Below are 16,198 nucleotides of genomic sequence, written 5' to 3'. Positions count from 1 at the left end.
TTTATCTTACCTTTTTTACAGGCACAAAGAAATCACTTTGTTTAAGACCACATTCCTCTATCATGGCGAGGGCATATTCAGCGCCTGTAAAATTCTCGTCAGCATTATTAGTTCCGACGGTAAATTTAACGCCGGCTGCTTTTCCTCTTTTGATAAAAGCTGCTGAAGGAATTTTATACCTGTTATTAATCTCTATGGCTATATTATTGTCTTTTGCAGCTTTAATAACTTTGTCCATTCTCTCCGGAGTCCAGAAGAGATCATATCTGTCAGCCATCTGGGCTGGCAGGAAAGTTGAATTCACATAGATATTAATTGGTTCGGTATTCAGGATTGTTACCAGAGTATTTACCATATAATCCATGAATTGCTGTTCATCATCGATCCATGTTTCATCTTTCATCCAGATCCTGTTACGTCTGCCTTTTTCATCAGTAAATGTCATACAATCAGTAAATACATAATCAAATTTCTCCCTTGATTCTTTTGAAAAAGTATTTACCCACTCCCTGCCTTCAGCCTGCATCGCCACGAAAAACTGCGGATAGCCTTTAAATGTTGCTAAAACAGAGTCAATCTGACTGTCGTTATGTACAGGAAACCCAACACCGCAATTAACTGCAATGCCATATTGAATATTCTCAGCAACTGATTTCTTTGCCGCATCTTCAATAGTAAGTTTACCTTTCAGGTGGACATGAAGGTCAGTTATTGGGAAAGTTTCTTTTGTTTTACAGCTGATGATTGAGAGTGATAATAGTCCGATGAGCAATACTGATACTTTTTTCATTTGATAAATATTTTAAAGTTCTTTTTAACGGTATAAAACTAACAAAAACGGGTAAGTAACCAAAACCTGATTTCTATTTGGTGCCGGTAATCTCCTTTAACAGGTTAAAAAACCCAATCTTTCGTTTTGAATTAATACCCCAATCAACCGGAACACTCTGATATCCATCAACATATACTTCATCCTTCATCCTGTAGTCAAAATAACCCCATGACGCATACTTTTTTACAGCAGCAGTGAAGTTATTATTCTCCTTATCAAATTCAAAGTGGTCATCTTCATTGAATAAGATGGGCTTTGTTGTATATCCTTCAACCAGTCGGGTCTTATCAACCATTGCTGAAATTTTCTCCGGATCAGATACACCATTGCCATGTAAAAGAATGAAATCGGATGATCTAACCACATTAGGTAATGGAATGAATCCTCCTCCATAGCTGGTTCCGGCATATAATCTGTAGCCATTCTTCGTCTTTTTCTTTACCAATTCGATAAGTTCATGCACCCGTTGTGGTTTGAGAATCTCATGATCATATTTATTGACATTACATTCATTGTTAACCTCTACGAGTACATTTCTGTATTTTTTGTCTAAAAGCCAGTCTGTCATGTTATTAACGGCATTAATAACTGCTTTTTCATCACTTAGCCGTTCATCCTGGCCAAAATAAAAATATCCTACAATTGGTACCATACCTAATTCATCTGCTTTGTCAAGGATTTTCTCAAGACGGTTCAGATACTCAATCCTTAATGATCCGTCTTCTTTGAAGCCTGAATTATTCCAGGGCTGGTCAGATGAATATCCGAAAGGGCTTCCTCCCTGCATGTTTATAGTAAAGGAGAGAAGCCCGTAACTATGCCATTTTTCCATGTTGGCTATGAACTCATTTGTATTACGGTCGGGATCCCATTTTTTAGTATCAGGATAGGACCAGTTTTGAATGGTTTCCGGATTCAAATCATCGAATATACCCTGTACCATCCTGGAGTTCATCAACAGACCTTCTATTTTATAACTATTCCAGTAGCGCTTTTCATAGGTAGGTTTTCTGTTAATGAAAAACTGTTCACCCTTAATTGTTACCACTGTTTTTCGATTGCTCTGTGACCACATTACCATACTATTGGTGAGTAATAGAAGTAAAAGAATAACTGCTGTTTTTTTCATTGCTTTTTGGAATTTTTTATTATTTATTAATTGGTGCTGTAAGATGAAAATAGAATCCCCCTTTCCCAAAACCGTTTACTGAATATTCTGCCCTGAATGTCTTATCATAGTAAGTAACAAGGTCCAGCCCGACTCCGCCACTGTACAGAAACTTATTTGAATAGCGGTTTTCTGATGATGCGTATTTACTTGATACATAGCCGCAATCAGTAAACATATTAAAATACAGAGCATAGTGTATCTTGTTAAATTTTGGCAGGGGAAGGAAAGTTAATTCAGTAACTTTCGGTTTTAAGAGAGTAAATTTAACCAGATTTTTAAAGATGATGAAATGTTCTCCTTCTATTGTATTGTATTCAAATCCGTGAAGGTTGTAAATATATCCCAGTGACCTTGAATAGAAATACGAATTGGTGCTGTTATATGATAACTTTAAGGTAAGATTGGAAGCATAATGAAACCTGCTGCCGAGTTCAAAATACTTATAAAAATTAGGGATAATAACAGTCGATGAAAATGATTTTTTTGAGAGGGGCTGAGAGAAAGTCTGTCCTGCAAGCAACTCAAAATAATAACCTCTCAGCGGATACGCCTTTATATCCCTGTTATCTTTTGTATATACATAATCGATAGTAAAACATTCCATCTCGTTTATGTTCTTTGCCAGAAAATCAGAGTTAAGTTTAAGAATGGTGTCTGAGACTTTATATTCAAAATAGTTGATGAACAGATTATGAAAATCATGCAGGAAAGGCCTGTAAGTATAATTTATGGTATACTTATTTCTCTCAAATACAGGCTGGTATGTACTCTTAAAGAGAACCGGTTCATCATACCTGGTATCGAATATCATCTCATCCTGCCTTGAAATTTCAGCCATCCCGCCAATGAAATGTCTTCTGTTTCTGTCTAATGCAATGTTCTTATATGAAATCTCAAATTGTTTAGCATACCCAAACAAAAATGAGATCCTCAGATTCTGTTTTCTTCCTAAAAAATTAAACTTCTCAACTGAAAAACCATACTTGGTTTTAGAAAGATCTTTTGCCTTAAGCCATGCACTGAAATTCCTGTCTTCATACTTGAAAATCAACGCAGGCCAGAAGTACCATCGCTCTTCTACATTTATAAAAACATCAAGCTTGTCATCAGAATTATTCAGGATATTTATTGTCACATAGTTGAAAAGCGAAGTATTAAGAATATTCTCTCTTGAACGAGAAGTATGTTTTTCCAGATCTGAACTCAATAATGTATCGCCTTCCTGAAAAGTAAGTTCACGGAGAATTATATTCGATCGGGTCTTTTTATTACCTGAAATTGAGATATTACTAACTATAAGACTTCTATCCGACGAGAATGCAGGATATGCCATACATAAAACTGATATACATATTACGATTCTGAGCATTATGGAAATATGATAAAAATCTCTTAAGTTTACATGATGAAAAAGAAATTTATTATAAGCTTGCTACTCGGCCTGATATACCTTCCCGGTGTTTTCTCGCAACAGGCTAAAGATACAATAGTTTATCTTTTAACGTGCGGACCAGGAACTGAAACATATTCAATTTACGGGCACAGCGCCCTTAGGGTGGTAATTCCTGAAAAAAACAGCGATATAGTCTATAACTGGGGGGTATTTGATTTTAGTACACCGAATTTTGCCTGGAAATTTGCTAAAGGCAGGCTCGATTATCTTCTTGACAGCGATCCTCTTGAGCGATTTGTGCAGGGATACATCTATGAAAAGCGATTTGTACAGTCGCAGGAGCTTAATATCACTTCAAAAGAAACTGCACATTTATTGTCTTTTATTAATGAGAACCTAAAACCTGAGAACAGAAGTTACAGATATGATTTCTTTTATGACGACTGTTCAACCAGAATCAGGGACCTCCTTGAGAAAGCAATAGGAGCAAAGCTGTTGTATCCCCCCGTCGAAACAGAAAAGCCTCCTACCTTTAGAGAGATGGTTGGTAAATACCAGGCTCCGTATCTCTGGCTCCAGTTTGGTATTAATCTCATAATGGGTTCTCCCGGCGATAAGAAAGCCCTCTATCGCGACAGGATGTTCCTTCCGCTTGATTTAAAGAAAGAATTGTCGCAGGCAGTTGTAAACAGAGATGGAAAGATGATTCCATTACTTAAGAATCCGGAAACAATTATCGATTTTGAGATTCCTGTAGTCAAAAAGAATTTTCTTATCTCGCCTGTTGTTGTTTTTACACTGCTTCTTTTAATAATACTTATTATTTCCGCCAGGATAAAAAGCCTGAAGGCCAATAACATATTTGATGTGATTGTCTTCTTTGTTTTTTCTGTTCTTGCTGTGCTTATGATCTTTTTCAACTTTTTCACCGATCATCAGCAGATGAAATTGAACCTTAATATACTCTGGCTGAACCCGTTCATTTTGATTGCACTTTTATCGATCTTTCTTAATATAGGCAAAACCATATGGTTCAGACTGGTTTTTTATATCTCTGCCATATTCCTGGTAATTCATTTTATACTACCCCAATCATTTGATCTTTCATTCATTCCGCTGGTTCTGATCCTCCTGGTACGAAGTTCAGTACAAGGTGGTTTTGAGTGGAACCCGATTACAATAGAGAAACCACAATTATAAGTATCTGGCATCAAAAATTGAAACTCATTTTGGTGAAAGCCTGATTCAAAGTGCAGGAGATCCCTCGCTGAGGCTCGGGATAACACACGGATCTGGGTATGATGGGGGAATGAAGTGGCGATTCGCATAAAAATCGATGAATATGCCAAATATAACTTGCGAATCGCCACTTCATTCCAAAAATAATCCCAAAATGACATGTCATCCTGAGCGCTAGCGAAGGATCTCCGAGGTAGAGCAGGATTTTTAAAAACAAACTCATATTGCTATTTCATTATCAGATGCGAGCGCATTCATTTAACAAAAGTTTAAAACCTTGTTAACACTTTTTTATATTTAGGTGTGCTTCTTTTGTACGTTAATTTTAGAAACAGTTTTACATATAATAATTGATAGACGATTTACTATATTTGCTACTTAAATTTTTGAGCTATGGAGCAAACTGCTGACATCAGAATTTTGAATGAGAAAATTGAAAAGGAGAGTGCCTTTGTCGATATAATCAGAATGGAGATGAATAAGGTTATTGTCGGACAGAAACACCTGACCGACAGCCTTTTAATCGGACTTCTGGCAAATGGCCACATACTTCTTGAAGGAGTTCCCGGACTGGCAAAGACACTTGCCATAAAATCGCTGGCGTCAATTATTGATGCAAAATTCAGCAGAATACAGTTTACACCCGACCTGCTTCCTGCTGACCTTATCGGAACAATGATCTACAGTCAGAAAAAAGAAGAGTTTATAGTCAAGAAAGGGCCGGTATTTGCAAATTTCATTCTGGCTGATGAAATTAACAGATCTCCCGCAAAAGTGCAGAGCGCCCTGCTCGAGGCTATGCAGGAAAGGCAGATTACAATCGGCGAATCAACTTTTAAGCTTGAAGAACCATTTCTTGTGCTGGCAACTCAGAACCCTATTGAGCAGGAGGGTACCTATCCTCTTCCTGAAGCTCAGATAGACAGGTTTATGATGAAAGTTGTTATCGATTATCCTTCTATTGAAGAAGAGAAGATGATAATCAGGGAGAACCTCGCAAAAGATTTTCCTAAAGCCAGCAGTATACTGAAAATTGATGACATCACAAGGGCACGGAATGTTGTCAGAGAGGTGTATATGGATGAGAAAATAGAAAACTATATTCTTAATATTGTCTTTGCCAGCAGATATCCTGAAAAATTTGGATTGCCGAAATTCAAAAGCATGATATCGTATGGAGCATCTCCCAGAGCTTCAATTAATTTGTCTCTGGCAGCAAAGGCTTTTGCCTTTATAAGAAGAAGAGGATATGTTATACCTGAAGATATCAGAACAATTTGTGCTGATGTTATGAGGCACAGGATCGGTCTTACCTATGAGGCAGAAGCAGAAAATATAACTCAGGACCACATTATTACGGAAATTCTTAATGTTGTTGAGGTTCCATAATGAGTCTCTTATGAAAATCTTCCTGCTCTTTGTGTTTTTAACTCTTTCTGGATTTTTGTCAGGACAGAATCTGATTGGCTATAAAGATTTTGAAATAAGAAAGTATATGAAAGATAATAAAGGAAATATGAGTTTCAACAAAGTAAACAATGACAGATTTAACTATCTGAAATACACTGATAATTCAGAGACTCAAACATTATTGTTCTTTCTTGGCACCGATTCAATTTGCAGGAGTATCAGAATAATTTGCGACTCGGTTACCAAAGCTGAAAAAATCAAAGAGTTCAACACCAATTGTAAGAAAAATGGTGAAAACATTTGGATTGACAGAAAGAATGGCATTGATTATCTGATAGAAATAAAGGATGAACAATGGTCTTCAATTATAACTATAAAGCCACTTAAATAATCTGTTGTAACGTGGAAGCAACTGAATTATTAAAGAAAGTACGGAGAATTGAGATTAAGACCCGGGGTCTGAGCAGACATATCTTTGCCGGGGAGTACCACAGCGCGTTTAAGGGAAGAGGTATTGCATTCAGTGAGGTACGGGAATATCAGTACGGTGATGATATAAGAAGTATTGACTGGAACGTAACAGCTCGATTTAATCATCCGTATGTAAAGGTTTTTGAAGAAGAAAGGGAACTGACGGTTATGCTGCTCATTGATGTGAGTGGATCGGGAAACTTCGGGACATCAGTTAGTTACAAAAGGGACCTGATGACAGAGGTTGCTGCTGTGTTGTCATTTTCAGCAATTTTTAACAATGATAAGATCGGAGTAATCTTCTTTTCCGATAAGGTTGAAAAGTTCATCACGCCCCAGAAAGGCAGAAAACATATTCTTCGGATTATCCGCGAGCTTCTTGACTTCAAATCGGAGAGCAGCAAGACTAACCTCGACGAGCCATTGCGCTTTCTGACCAATGCAATTAAAAAGAGGTGCACTGCTTTTATCATATCTGACTTCATTGTTCCTGATTTTGAAGAAGCACTCAGAATTGCATCAAACAAACATGATATAGTTGCCTTAAAGATTTATGATCCTGCCGAAACTGCAATCCCGGATATAGGACTTATAAAGGTTGCTGATGCTGAGACAGGGTTTGAGAAATGGGTCGACACATCATCTAAAGCTACAAGGAAAGCATACGGTGACTGGTGGGAAGCTCATATAATGATGATACGGAATATATTTAAAAGATGCGGGGTCGACTCTTCAGAGCTGAGAACTGATCTGGATTATGTAAAACCTCTGATAAAACTGTTTGAGAGCAGATAAGAAAATGAAGAGACTGGTTTTATACATATCATTCTTTCTGGCAGTTACACCGGCGTCATTCAGTCAGAATGTTACTGTCAGCGCAGCGTTCGATTCAGCGCGTATATACATCGGTGATCAGATTAAATATACCGTCACCGTAGAACAACCCGCAAATCTCAAACTTACACTCCCTGTTTTTAAGGATTCCCTGATGAAAAATATTGAGATTTTGTCGGGACCATTATTTGATACTGCTCAGGGTGGAGATGGAAGACTAAAAATCACAGAAAGATATCTTATAACTTCCTTTGATTCCGGCTATTATCAGGTTCCGCCTGTATATGCCGAATTAAAAAACGAGGAAGGAATAAAGCGGTTTTACTCTGACTATTCACAGCTTGAAGTGATGAGAGTGAAGATTGCTCCATCTGATTCAACAGCAAAAATATATGATATAATAAGTCCCTACAGGGCACCGGTAACAATAGGGGAAATTATACCCTGGGTACTTGCTGCAGCATTGCTGGCAGCACTTATCTGGTACGGACTAAGATTGGTAAAGAAATTCCGTAAGAAAGAAACAGGAGTTGAAGAAGTTATTATCAGGGAACCTGCTCACATAATCGCTTTCCGCGAACTGGAAAGATTAAGAGACGATCAGGTTTGGCAGAAAGGCGAGATAAAACTATACTATACAAGGCTCACAGAGATACTGAGGCAATACCTTGAAAACCGGTACAACGTATTCTCTCTCGAACTCACAACTGCTGAGACACTTGAAGCACTGGTTAAAACTGGTTTTAAAAAGGATGCGCATTATAATCAGCTCAGAACCATACTCAGCGGAGCAGATCTTGTAAAATTTGCAAAGTATAATCCTGAGCCAGCTGAGAATGATATCCATTTTCAGAATTCGTGGGATTTTGTACAGGTTACAAAAGAGGAATTTAGAGTCGCTGAGGAAAAAGCAGGCGCTCTTAAAACAGAGGAGGGCAAAGTATGAAAGGAATAACATTTGCTGAACCTCTATTCCTCTATCTTCTGATAGTAATACCTGCCATGGTAGCTTTCTATATTTTTAAGCAGCAGAGAGCAAACGCTTCACTCAGAGTGCCAGGGTTAGATCCTTTTGCAAATGCAGGAATAACATTCAGATATTATCTGCGTCATATACTGTTTGCTTTCAGGACAATAGCCATTGCCTTGCTTATTGTAATCATTGCCCGTCCCCAGGCTACTGACAGGTTCCAGGACATCTCAACTGAAGGAATTGATATCGTTTTGGCTCTCGATATTTCAGGCAGTATGCTTGCAAGGGATTTCAGGCCAGACAGGCTTGAAGCTTCAAAGAATGTTGCAACTGAATTCATCTCGGGCAGACCTTATGATCGTATCGGACTTGTTGTTTTCAGCGGTGAAAGCTTCACTCAGTGTCCGCTTACAACTGATCATGCAGTATTGATAAACCTTATGCGCGAGATACAGAGCGGTATGATAGAAGATGGAACTGCAATTGGTAATGGATTGGCAACATCTGTAAACAGAATTAAGGATTCCGAAGCAAAAAGCAAAGTCATTATACTCCTTACAGACGGAGTAAATAACAGGGGAGAAATAGCTCCTGTAACTGCCGCCGGTATTGCAAAGACATACGGAATAAGAGTTTACACAATTGGTGTTGGTACCCAGGGTATGGCACCATATCCGGTTCAGACTCCCTACGGCATCCAATACCAGGACATGCCTGTTGAGATAGACGAGGCAGTGCTTAAAGAAATCTCTGCGACAACAGGAGGAAAATACTTCAGAGCTACTGATAATGACAAGCTTATACAGGTTTATAATGAGATTGACAAGCTTGAAAAATCGAAAATCGATGTAAGGCAGTTCAACCGGAAGGAAGAGAAATATTTTCTTCCTGCACTGATTGCATTCTGCCTGCTTGCATTCGAAATTCTGATAAGAAATACTCTGTTTAAAAACCTTACATAAAGTACAATATATGCAATTGTTCAGATTTGCAAACCCGGATTTCCTGTACTTGCTGCTTATGCTTCCGGTTATTGTATTGCTGTATATTATTAATGATATAAGAAAGAAGAGGGCATTAAAAAAACTGGGCAATATCGAACTGGTCGGGACACTAGTTCCGGAAATGTCAAAATCGAGACCGCTTATAAAATTTATAATTCAGTCTGTTGCTTTCATAGCTGCAGTAATAATGCTTTCGAGACCACAGTTCGGATCAAAACTTGAAGATGTTAAAAAGCAGGGGGTCGAAGTAATTATTGCACTGGATGTCAGCAATTCGATGCTTGCTGAAGATATCCAGCCAGACAGACTTACAAGGGCGAAGCAGGCAATTTCGCGACTTGTTGATGATCTGAGCAACGATAAAATAGGTCTTATAGTCTTTGCTGGTGACGCATATACGCAGATTCCTGTAACAACAGACTATATTTCAGCAAAAATGTTCCTTTCAACAATCAATCCCGACATGGTTCCCAAGCAGGGAACTGCTATAGGAGCAGCAATAAACCTGGGGATGAGATCGTTTAGTCCGGGAGAGGAAAAAAGTAAAGCATTAGTGATAATCACCGATGGTGAGAATCATGAAGACGATCCTGTGTCAATGGCAGAAGAAGCAGCAAAAGCTGGTATTGTAATCCATACAATCGGAATAGGATCTGTTGAAGGAGTACCGGTGAGGGTGATTGTAAACGGCAGAAGGGATTTTCTCAAGGATGTTGAGGGCAACACTGTAATCTCAAAACTTGACGAGGATATCCTTAAGAAAGTTGCAGTGAGTGCTAACGGAACCTATGTTAGGGCCAGCAACTCTAATATTGGACTGGATGAAATATTCAGCGAGATAAGACAAATGAAAGATCAGGAACTCGAAAGCACTATGTATACTGAATATAATGATCAGTTCCAGATCTTTGCAGCGTTGGCTGTTTTTCTGTTGCTGTTCGATTTTCTCATTATGGACAGGAAAAACAGAAAGCTGGCTGATATAAGATTATTTAAATTTAAGGTTTAATTTATTGTTCCTGAAATGATCAGAAAGTCAAACATATCAAACAGAAATCTCAGCATATTTCTTATGAGCTGCCTCTTCCTGATATTTTCTGTCGTGTTGAATGCCCAGGCTGATAAAAAATACATCAGACAGGGGAACAGGGAGTATGGAAAAACTAATTTTGCAGAATCAGAAATCTCATACAGGAAAGCAATAGATAATAATAAGATATCTCCCGAGGCAGTATTTAATATAGGTGATGCTCTGTATAAACAGAACAAGTTTGAAGATGCTGGTAAACAGTTTATTGAGAACATAAACCTGAATGAGGACAAGGATAAAAAGTCAGCCGGTTATTATAATTTGGGTAATTCGCTGTTGCAGGCTAAGAAAATCGAGGAGAGCATTGCAGCTTATAAAAGCTCCCTGAAACTGAATCCCGCGAGTAAAGAGGCAAAGTACAACCTTGCCTATGCTCAGGACCTTCTGCAGCAACAGCAACAGCAACAGCAGCAGCAGAATCAGGATAAGAAGGACCAGGATAAAGAAGACAACAAAAAGGATCAGCAGAAGCAGGACGATAAAAACCAGGATCAGCAGAAAGAGCAGAATAAAAAGGACGAGCAGGATAAGCAGCAGCAGGAGCAGCAACAACAGCAGGGTATCTCGAAAGATGATGCACAAAGACTTCTGAATGCTCTGGCAAATGATGAAAAGAATGTTCAGGAAAAAGTTAAACTTGCAAAAGCTGCCAAAGCAAAGGTTAAAACAGTTAAAAACTGGTAATTTGATCAGGTAAAAATGAAAAAAGCACTTCTAATTCAGCTACTTATCATAATATCCGCCAGCATTACAGCTCAGGATATTGTGCTGAAAGCTGAATACCCTGCAGTAGTTACGGCAGGACAGCAGTTCAGTGTTATGTGGACCGTTAATGCAGGAGGCGGGGAAGTAGCATTTCCTCCGTTCACAGGATTTGTCAAGTTAATGGGACCCCAAAAGTCATACAGTTCAAGTACACAGATAATTAATAACCGGATGTCTACTCAGACATCCTATACATATGTTTATTATCTCCAGGCTGTAAATGAGGGAAAATTTGTGATTCCGCCAGCTGTATTTACGCTTAAAAACAAGGAGTACAGATCAGATTCAATGTACATCGAAGTAATTTCCAGCACAACTCCGAATCAGATTGCAACTCAAAGCAGTACTTCAAAGACAGATAATGAAGGTATCAGCTCATCAGGAGGAGATGTCTTCGTAAACCTTTCCCTTAACAGAAAAGAGGTATACCTGGGTGAACATATAGTTGCTACTGTGAAATTATTCACAAAGGTTAATCTGTCAGGTATCAACGAAATAAAATTCCCTTCATTTAACGGGTTCCTTAAAACTGATATTGAAACACCGCCACTTACTTCGCTTCAGCAGGAAACAGTAAATGGTTCTATTTATGGAACAGGAATCGTCCAGCAGTTTCTTCTTTACCCTCAGATTACAGGTGAAGTAACAATTGATCCCGTCCAGCTTTCGGTGCTTATTCAGCAAAAATCTGCACAGTCAGATCCCTTCTTTGGTGATTTCTTTACTCAATATCAGACTGTACCTAAGGCAATTGCAAGTCAGACACTAAAAGTTAAAGTAAAACCTCTGCCGGGGACCAAGCCAGCTGATTTTTCAGGTATAGTTGGTAAACTCAGTCTTAAGGCAACACTTGATAAGGATTCTGTTAATGTAAATGATGCGGTTACTTTAAGGATTACGATTAATGGAAGCGGAAATCTCAAGATAGCTCCGACACCACTGCTTAAATTGCCGCCTGATATAGAAAATTACGATCCGAAGGTCTCAGAATCAATTAAAAACGGAGCAGAAGGATCATCAGGGCAAAAGATTTTTGAATATCTGCTTATTCCGCGTCATTATGGTGATTTTACAATTCCGCCGGTAACATATTCATATTATAATATTTCATCAGGAAAGTATGAAACGCTTACTACCTCAGAATTCCATTTTCATGCCAGAAAAGGCGATGAGCAAAATACCGGGATTACTGTTTACGGCGGGGTTTCTAAAGAAGATGTAAAGTATCTTGGAAAAGATATAAGATTCATTAAAAATGAGTCTGGCAGGCTCGATAAACCAGGACTGCTTCTCACTTCATCGCGGTCATTCTATAGTGCTTATGCATTTGCAATCTTCGCATTCTTCCTTGTTCTGTTTCTGAGAAGAGAGCATGTAAGAAGAAACTCTGACCTGTCACTAGTAAGAAACAGAAAGGCCGGAAAAGTAGCTGTAAAAAGACTTCATTCAGCATCAGTCTGTCTTAAGAATAAGGAGATGGACAAATTCTATGAGGAAATTCTTAAAGCATTATGGGGCTATCTGAGTGATAAACTTAACATTCCGGTATCAGAACTGACACGTACAAATGCTGTTTCTACACTCAATGAGAGGGGAATCAATGATGAGAGGATAACGAACCTGAATCATATTCTCGATACCTGCGAATTCGCCAGATTCTCCCCATCATCATCAGGAACTGAAGCTGAATCGATATTTGAGGGGGCAACCCAGTTTATAAAGTCAGTTGAAAACTCAATAGGCTAAACAATGAAAGTCATTTTCAGATATATTATAATAATTGCATTTACTTCCCTGTTATCACAGTTTGCATTATCTCAGGAAACAGGTAAGGCAAAGTTTGACCAGGGAGTAACTTCCTTTTCATCAGGAAATTATCAGGAAGCTCTTGATTACTGGCTTGATCTGTATAATACAGGTTACCGTTCCGCAAACCTCAGTTACAATATTGGGAATGCATATTTTAAGATGAATAACATTCCGTCGGCTATTCTGTTTTTTGAGCGGGCCTGGCTTCTCAAACCTTCTGATGAGAATATCAACTATAATCTCCAGATTGCCCGAACTCTTATTGTGGACAGGTTTCAGGAGATACCTGAACTGTTTTTTGTCAGGTGGTATAATTACGTTTCGCTGCTTGTGGCAGCAAATACCTGGGCAGTTTTTAGTCTTGTTTGTTTCATTCTCTCTCTGTTATTGCTATCACTCTATATCTACACATCAAGATACAGGTTTAAAGTCGCCGGATTCTGGATGGCGATGATTTTTTTCCTTCTTTCAGTATCTTCACTTTCATTTGCCCTTAGAAATAAAAGTCTTGTTTACGATAGTCACAGAGCAATTATAATCAGTCCGTTAGTAAGCGGAAAAAGCTCACCTGACAATAGCGGAACTGACCTTTTCGTGCTCCACGATGGAACAAAAGTTACTATCGAGGATGAAGTAGGCGAGTGGTATGAAATACGTCTTTCTGACGGGAATAAAGGGTGGGTACCGGTAAATAGTCTCAATATTATTTAACCTTATTGCAACTTATTTACTATATTTCAGGTCAAATTAATTAAAGGTATCACTAATTATTCCTGCTATGAAGAAGCTAATCCTGATATTAGTAATTGCAACCTCAATTTTAGCATGTAAGAAGACTAAATTTGATCCGGAGGGTCCGACTGACGTCAGAATTAAAAATATTTCAGATCAGACATTTTCGATGGTAATTGTAAATACCTCAGGAGGAATTGATACCCTCGGAAATGTGTTGCCTGGTGCTTTGTCTGAGTATGGACGATTTGAAAAAGCCTTTATAAAAGCTGAGGTTTCAGCGAAAATTAATGGTCAGATCTTTTCGACAGGTGCTGTTGATTACAGGGGATTAACATATATGGGGCAAGTAAAAATGACTTATGAAGTATGGATCTCCGACTTCAATAACAAAAAGCTGGATCTCAAGGTTGTGTACCCTTTGGATGCACCATTGGATTAAATGGAAGAATTCATAACAGCTTGTCCAAGGAACTGTTATAGCACCTGTTCCTTCAGGGTGCAGGTTGAAAATAATAGAATCAGGAGGATATTGCCGTATAACGATAATCTTGCAACTCCTGAGGGTCCTTGTATCAAGGGCCTTTCATATATTGAAAGATTTCACTCACCCGACAGAATAATTTACCCTTTGATCAGAAGTGCTGATGGCACATTTCAGCAAATTTCCACATCAGATGTTCTGGATCTGATCGCAGAAAAGCTGATCGTTGTCAGAGAAAAATATGGACCTCACAGTGTGCTCTGGTACAAAGGTAGCGGAATGTCGGGGCTCACAAATGATATCGGCTCAGAATTCTGGAAAGCTTTCGGGGGAGCAACAACAACTTACGGAAACCTTTGCTGGCCAGCCGGCCTTGAAGCAGTCAGGTTAACAATGGGGTCTGTAAAGCATAATGTTCCATGGGACCTTGTTAATGCCAAAACTATAATTATTTGGGGTAAAAATCCTGCCGAGACTAACATTCAGGAGATCGTATTTATAGCAAAAGCCAGGGAAAACGGGTGTAAAGTAATTGTAATTGATCCGCTTAGAACCCCTACAGCTGACAAAGCTGATATGCTCTTTAGTCCGGTACCCGGAACAGACGGAGCCCTTGCACTGGCTATCGCATCAGTTCTTATAGAAAAGGGACTAATTGATCTTACTTTTCTTAATAATTATGTGAAGGGATTCGATGAGTTTAAGCAATCGCTGAAAATTACGCCTGCAGAAGCTGAAAAAATAACCGGCATTCCGGCCTCTGATATAATAGAGCTTGCCGGGCTGATAGGAGAAGGTGGCCCGGTGACCTTCCTCCCCGGATATGGTCTTCAAAGGCATCTGAATGGCGGTCAGACAATCAGATCTATCCTCTCGCTGGCAGTTCTTACAGGCAATATTGGTAAATCAGGTGCCGGATTCAATTATGCCAATCTGCAAAGCTATGTTTTTGATGATCTGAAAGAACCATTGTCATATTATCCTGATCCTCTAAAGGATGCCCCATACCGCAGGACACTATCAATGGCGAAGGTTGGAGCAGATATGTTGAAAACCACCAATCCTGAACTTAAAGCTGCCTGGATTGAAAGAGGCAATCCACTGCTGCAATCTCCTGATTCTGTTAATGTCAGAAAAACGTTTGAAGGAATAGGGTTTAAGGTAGTTGTTGACCAATTCATGACTGATACTGCAAAAATCGCTGATGTAATTCTTCCTGCAAAAGACATGTTTGAGCAATCGGATATTATAGGTTCATACTGGTCACCGTATGTTCAGTACAAGCCAAAGGTAATAGAGTCGCCTGGGGAGGTTATGCCTGAAACTGAGATATATTATCACCTTGCAAAAAGAATGGATCTGAAGATTAATAATTCACTTCTCCCTGAACCAGGCAATGAAAACATTGAGAGATGGCTGGAGGAAAGAATAAAAGGATACTCACATCTTAGTCTGAAAGATCTTAAATCAGGTCCTGTTCTTGCGCCAGGCTTACAGGAGATTGCATGGTCTGATATGAAATTTGATACACCTTCAGGAAAAATTGAATTGTATTCTGAAGAGGCTAAGTTGAAATGGGGTATTTCTCAATTGCCCCAATATATTTCCCAAAGCATTGATGCCAGTGCTGAAAATTATCCCTTGACTTTTATAACTCCAAACACAGGAAGCAGAATTCACTCTCAGTTTGGCAACCTGAAAATCATAAAAGAATCAGTTCCTGAACCGGCAGCAGGTATTTCAGTGGCTGACGCAAAGAAAAGAAATATATCAACAGGTGATAGAATCAGGATATTTAATCAGATCGGCGAGATTATCAGCTTTGCCCGGGTGACTAACAGAATACCAAAAGGTTCAGTAGTGCTTCCGAACGGCATTTGGTACGGCGAAGGAGGCGGGGGTAATACTCTGATTGAAGGCAGAGAGACAGATATGGGTTATGGAGCAGCATTCCATGATAATAAAGTTGAAGTTGAGAGAATTTTATAAAC

At 38.9% G+C, this 16,198-nt stretch carries 15 protein-coding genes; 12 read left to right on the top strand and 3 right to left on the bottom strand.

Annotated features, from left to right (window positions below):
- Window position 1 precedes the first annotated feature (1 nt).
- The 3 genes from IPJ16_11135 to IPJ16_11125 form a co-directional block, all read right to left on the bottom strand.
- Entirely contained in the window at window positions 2-790 is a 789-nt protein-coding gene (locus IPJ16_11135; protein ID MBK7627725.1) for a hypothetical protein, read from the bottom strand.
- A gap of 73 nt (window positions 791-863) precedes the next feature.
- A complete protein-coding gene (locus tag IPJ16_11130; protein MBK7627724.1) occupies window positions 864-1,961 on the bottom strand; it encodes a hypothetical protein in 1,098 nt (365 codons plus the stop codon).
- Between the two features lie 19 nt (window positions 1,962-1,980).
- Window positions 1,981-3,372, bottom strand: a complete 1,392-nt coding sequence (locus tag IPJ16_11125) for a hypothetical protein (GenBank protein MBK7627723.1) — start codon at window positions 3,370-3,372, stop codon at window positions 1,981-1,983.
- Between the two features lie 33 nt (window positions 3,373-3,405).
- On the opposite strand from IPJ16_11125, the gene IPJ16_11120 reads away from it, so the two are divergent.
- The 12 genes from IPJ16_11120 to IPJ16_11065 all read left to right on the top strand — a co-directional run bounded on the left by IPJ16_11120 (window position 3,406) and on the right by IPJ16_11065 (window position 16,196).
- Window positions 3,406-4,596 carry a DUF4105 domain-containing protein gene (locus tag IPJ16_11120; protein MBK7627722.1) on the top strand — a complete coding sequence of 397 codons (1,191 nt, stop codon included), beginning with the start codon at window positions 3,406-3,408 and terminating at the stop codon, window positions 4,594-4,596.
- Window positions 4,597-5,028: 432 nt separating this feature from the next.
- Complete coding sequence (locus IPJ16_11115) at window positions 5,029-6,024, top strand: AAA family ATPase (GenBank protein ID MBK7627721.1); 996 nt, start codon at window positions 5,029-5,031, stop codon at window positions 6,022-6,024.
- Window positions 6,025-6,034: 10 nt separating this feature from the next.
- Window positions 6,035-6,436, top strand: coding sequence for a hypothetical protein (locus IPJ16_11110; protein ID MBK7627720.1), 402 nt, complete (start codon window positions 6,035-6,037; stop codon window positions 6,434-6,436).
- 11 nt (window positions 6,437-6,447) lie between these two features.
- Complete coding sequence (locus tag IPJ16_11105; GenBank protein MBK7627719.1) at window positions 6,448-7,311, top strand: DUF58 domain-containing protein; 864 nt, start codon at window positions 6,448-6,450, stop codon at window positions 7,309-7,311.
- Window positions 7,312-7,315: 4 nt separating this feature from the next.
- On the top strand, window positions 7,316-8,296 hold the full coding sequence (locus IPJ16_11100; GenBank protein MBK7627718.1) for a hypothetical protein: 981 nt from the start codon (window positions 7,316-7,318) through the stop codon (window positions 8,294-8,296).
- A 5-nt stretch (window positions 8,297-8,301) separates the two neighbouring features.
- On the top strand, window positions 8,302-9,285 hold the full coding sequence (locus IPJ16_11095) for a VWA domain-containing protein (GenBank protein ID MBK7627717.1): 984 nt from the start codon (window positions 8,302-8,304) through the stop codon (window positions 9,283-9,285).
- A 16-nt stretch (window positions 9,286-9,301) separates the two neighbouring features.
- The gene (locus IPJ16_11090; protein MBK7627716.1) at window positions 9,302-10,336 is read left to right on the top strand and encodes a VWA domain-containing protein; all 1,035 of its coding nucleotides are present in this window, start codon (window positions 9,302-9,304) and stop codon (window positions 10,334-10,336) included.
- A 63-nt stretch (window positions 10,337-10,399) separates the two neighbouring features.
- Window positions 10,400-11,101, top strand: coding sequence for a tetratricopeptide repeat protein (locus tag IPJ16_11085; GenBank protein MBK7627715.1), 702 nt, complete (start codon window positions 10,400-10,402; stop codon window positions 11,099-11,101).
- A gap of 15 nt (window positions 11,102-11,116) precedes the next feature.
- Complete coding sequence (locus tag IPJ16_11080; GenBank protein ID MBK7627714.1) at window positions 11,117-12,928, top strand: protein BatD; 1,812 nt, start codon at window positions 11,117-11,119, stop codon at window positions 12,926-12,928.
- A gap of 3 nt (window positions 12,929-12,931) precedes the next feature.
- Window positions 12,932-13,702: an SH3 domain-containing protein gene (locus IPJ16_11075; protein MBK7627713.1), complete on the top strand. Its 771-nt coding sequence runs from the start codon at window positions 12,932-12,934 to the stop codon at window positions 13,700-13,702.
- A 67-nt stretch (window positions 13,703-13,769) separates the two neighbouring features.
- The gene (locus IPJ16_11070; protein ID MBK7627712.1) at window positions 13,770-14,165 is read left to right on the top strand and encodes a hypothetical protein; all 396 of its coding nucleotides are present in this window, start codon (window positions 13,770-13,772) and stop codon (window positions 14,163-14,165) included.
- Window positions 14,166-16,196: a molybdopterin-dependent oxidoreductase gene (locus tag IPJ16_11065; protein ID MBK7627711.1), complete on the top strand. Its 2,031-nt coding sequence runs from the start codon at window positions 14,166-14,168 to the stop codon at window positions 16,194-16,196.
- The last annotated feature ends 2 nt before the right edge of the window (window positions 16,197-16,198 follow it).

It is taken from the genome of Bacteroidales bacterium (assembly GCA_016709865.1).
In the GTDB taxonomy this organism is placed as follows: Bacteria; Bacteroidota; Bacteroidia; order Bacteroidales; family VadinHA17; genus LD21.
This window is presented reverse-complemented; position numbering and strand designations above follow the sequence as displayed.

What these genes read in the sequence shown, in the direction of transcription:
- IPJ16_11110 (MBK7627720.1), top strand. Translation starts at nt 6,035, where the DNA reads ATGAAAATCTTCCTGCTCTTTGTGTTTTTAACTCTTTCTGGATTTTTG.
- IPJ16_11075 (MBK7627713.1), top strand. Translation starts at nt 12,932, where the DNA reads ATGAAAGTCATTTTCAGATATATTATAATAATTGCATTTACTTCCCTG.
- IPJ16_11085 (MBK7627715.1), top strand. Translation starts at nt 10,400, where the DNA reads ATGAGCTGCCTCTTCCTGATATTTTCTGTCGTGTTGAATGCCCAGGCT.
- IPJ16_11070 (MBK7627712.1), top strand. Translation starts at nt 13,770, where the DNA reads ATGAAGAAGCTAATCCTGATATTAGTAATTGCAACCTCAATTTTAGCA.
- IPJ16_11130 (MBK7627724.1), bottom strand. Translation starts at nt 1,961, where the DNA reads ATGAAAAAAACAGCAGTTATTCTTTTACTTCTATTACTCACCAATAGT.
- IPJ16_11120 (MBK7627722.1), top strand. Translation starts at nt 3,406, where the DNA reads ATGATGAAAAAGAAATTTATTATAAGCTTGCTACTCGGCCTGATATAC.
- IPJ16_11135 (MBK7627725.1), bottom strand. Translation starts at nt 790, where the DNA reads ATGAAAAAAGTATCAGTATTGCTCATCGGACTATTATCACTCTCAATC.
- IPJ16_11065 (MBK7627711.1), top strand. Translation starts at nt 14,166, where the DNA reads ATGGAAGAATTCATAACAGCTTGTCCAAGGAACTGTTATAGCACCTGT.
- IPJ16_11125 (MBK7627723.1), bottom strand. Translation starts at nt 3,372, where the DNA reads ATGCTCAGAATCGTAATATGTATATCAGTTTTATGTATGGCATATCCT.
- IPJ16_11100 (MBK7627718.1), top strand. Translation starts at nt 7,316, where the DNA reads ATGAAGAGACTGGTTTTATACATATCATTCTTTCTGGCAGTTACACCG.
- IPJ16_11080 (MBK7627714.1), top strand. Translation starts at nt 11,117, where the DNA reads ATGAAAAAAGCACTTCTAATTCAGCTACTTATCATAATATCCGCCAGC.
- IPJ16_11115 (MBK7627721.1), top strand. Translation starts at nt 5,029, where the DNA reads ATGGAGCAAACTGCTGACATCAGAATTTTGAATGAGAAAATTGAAAAG.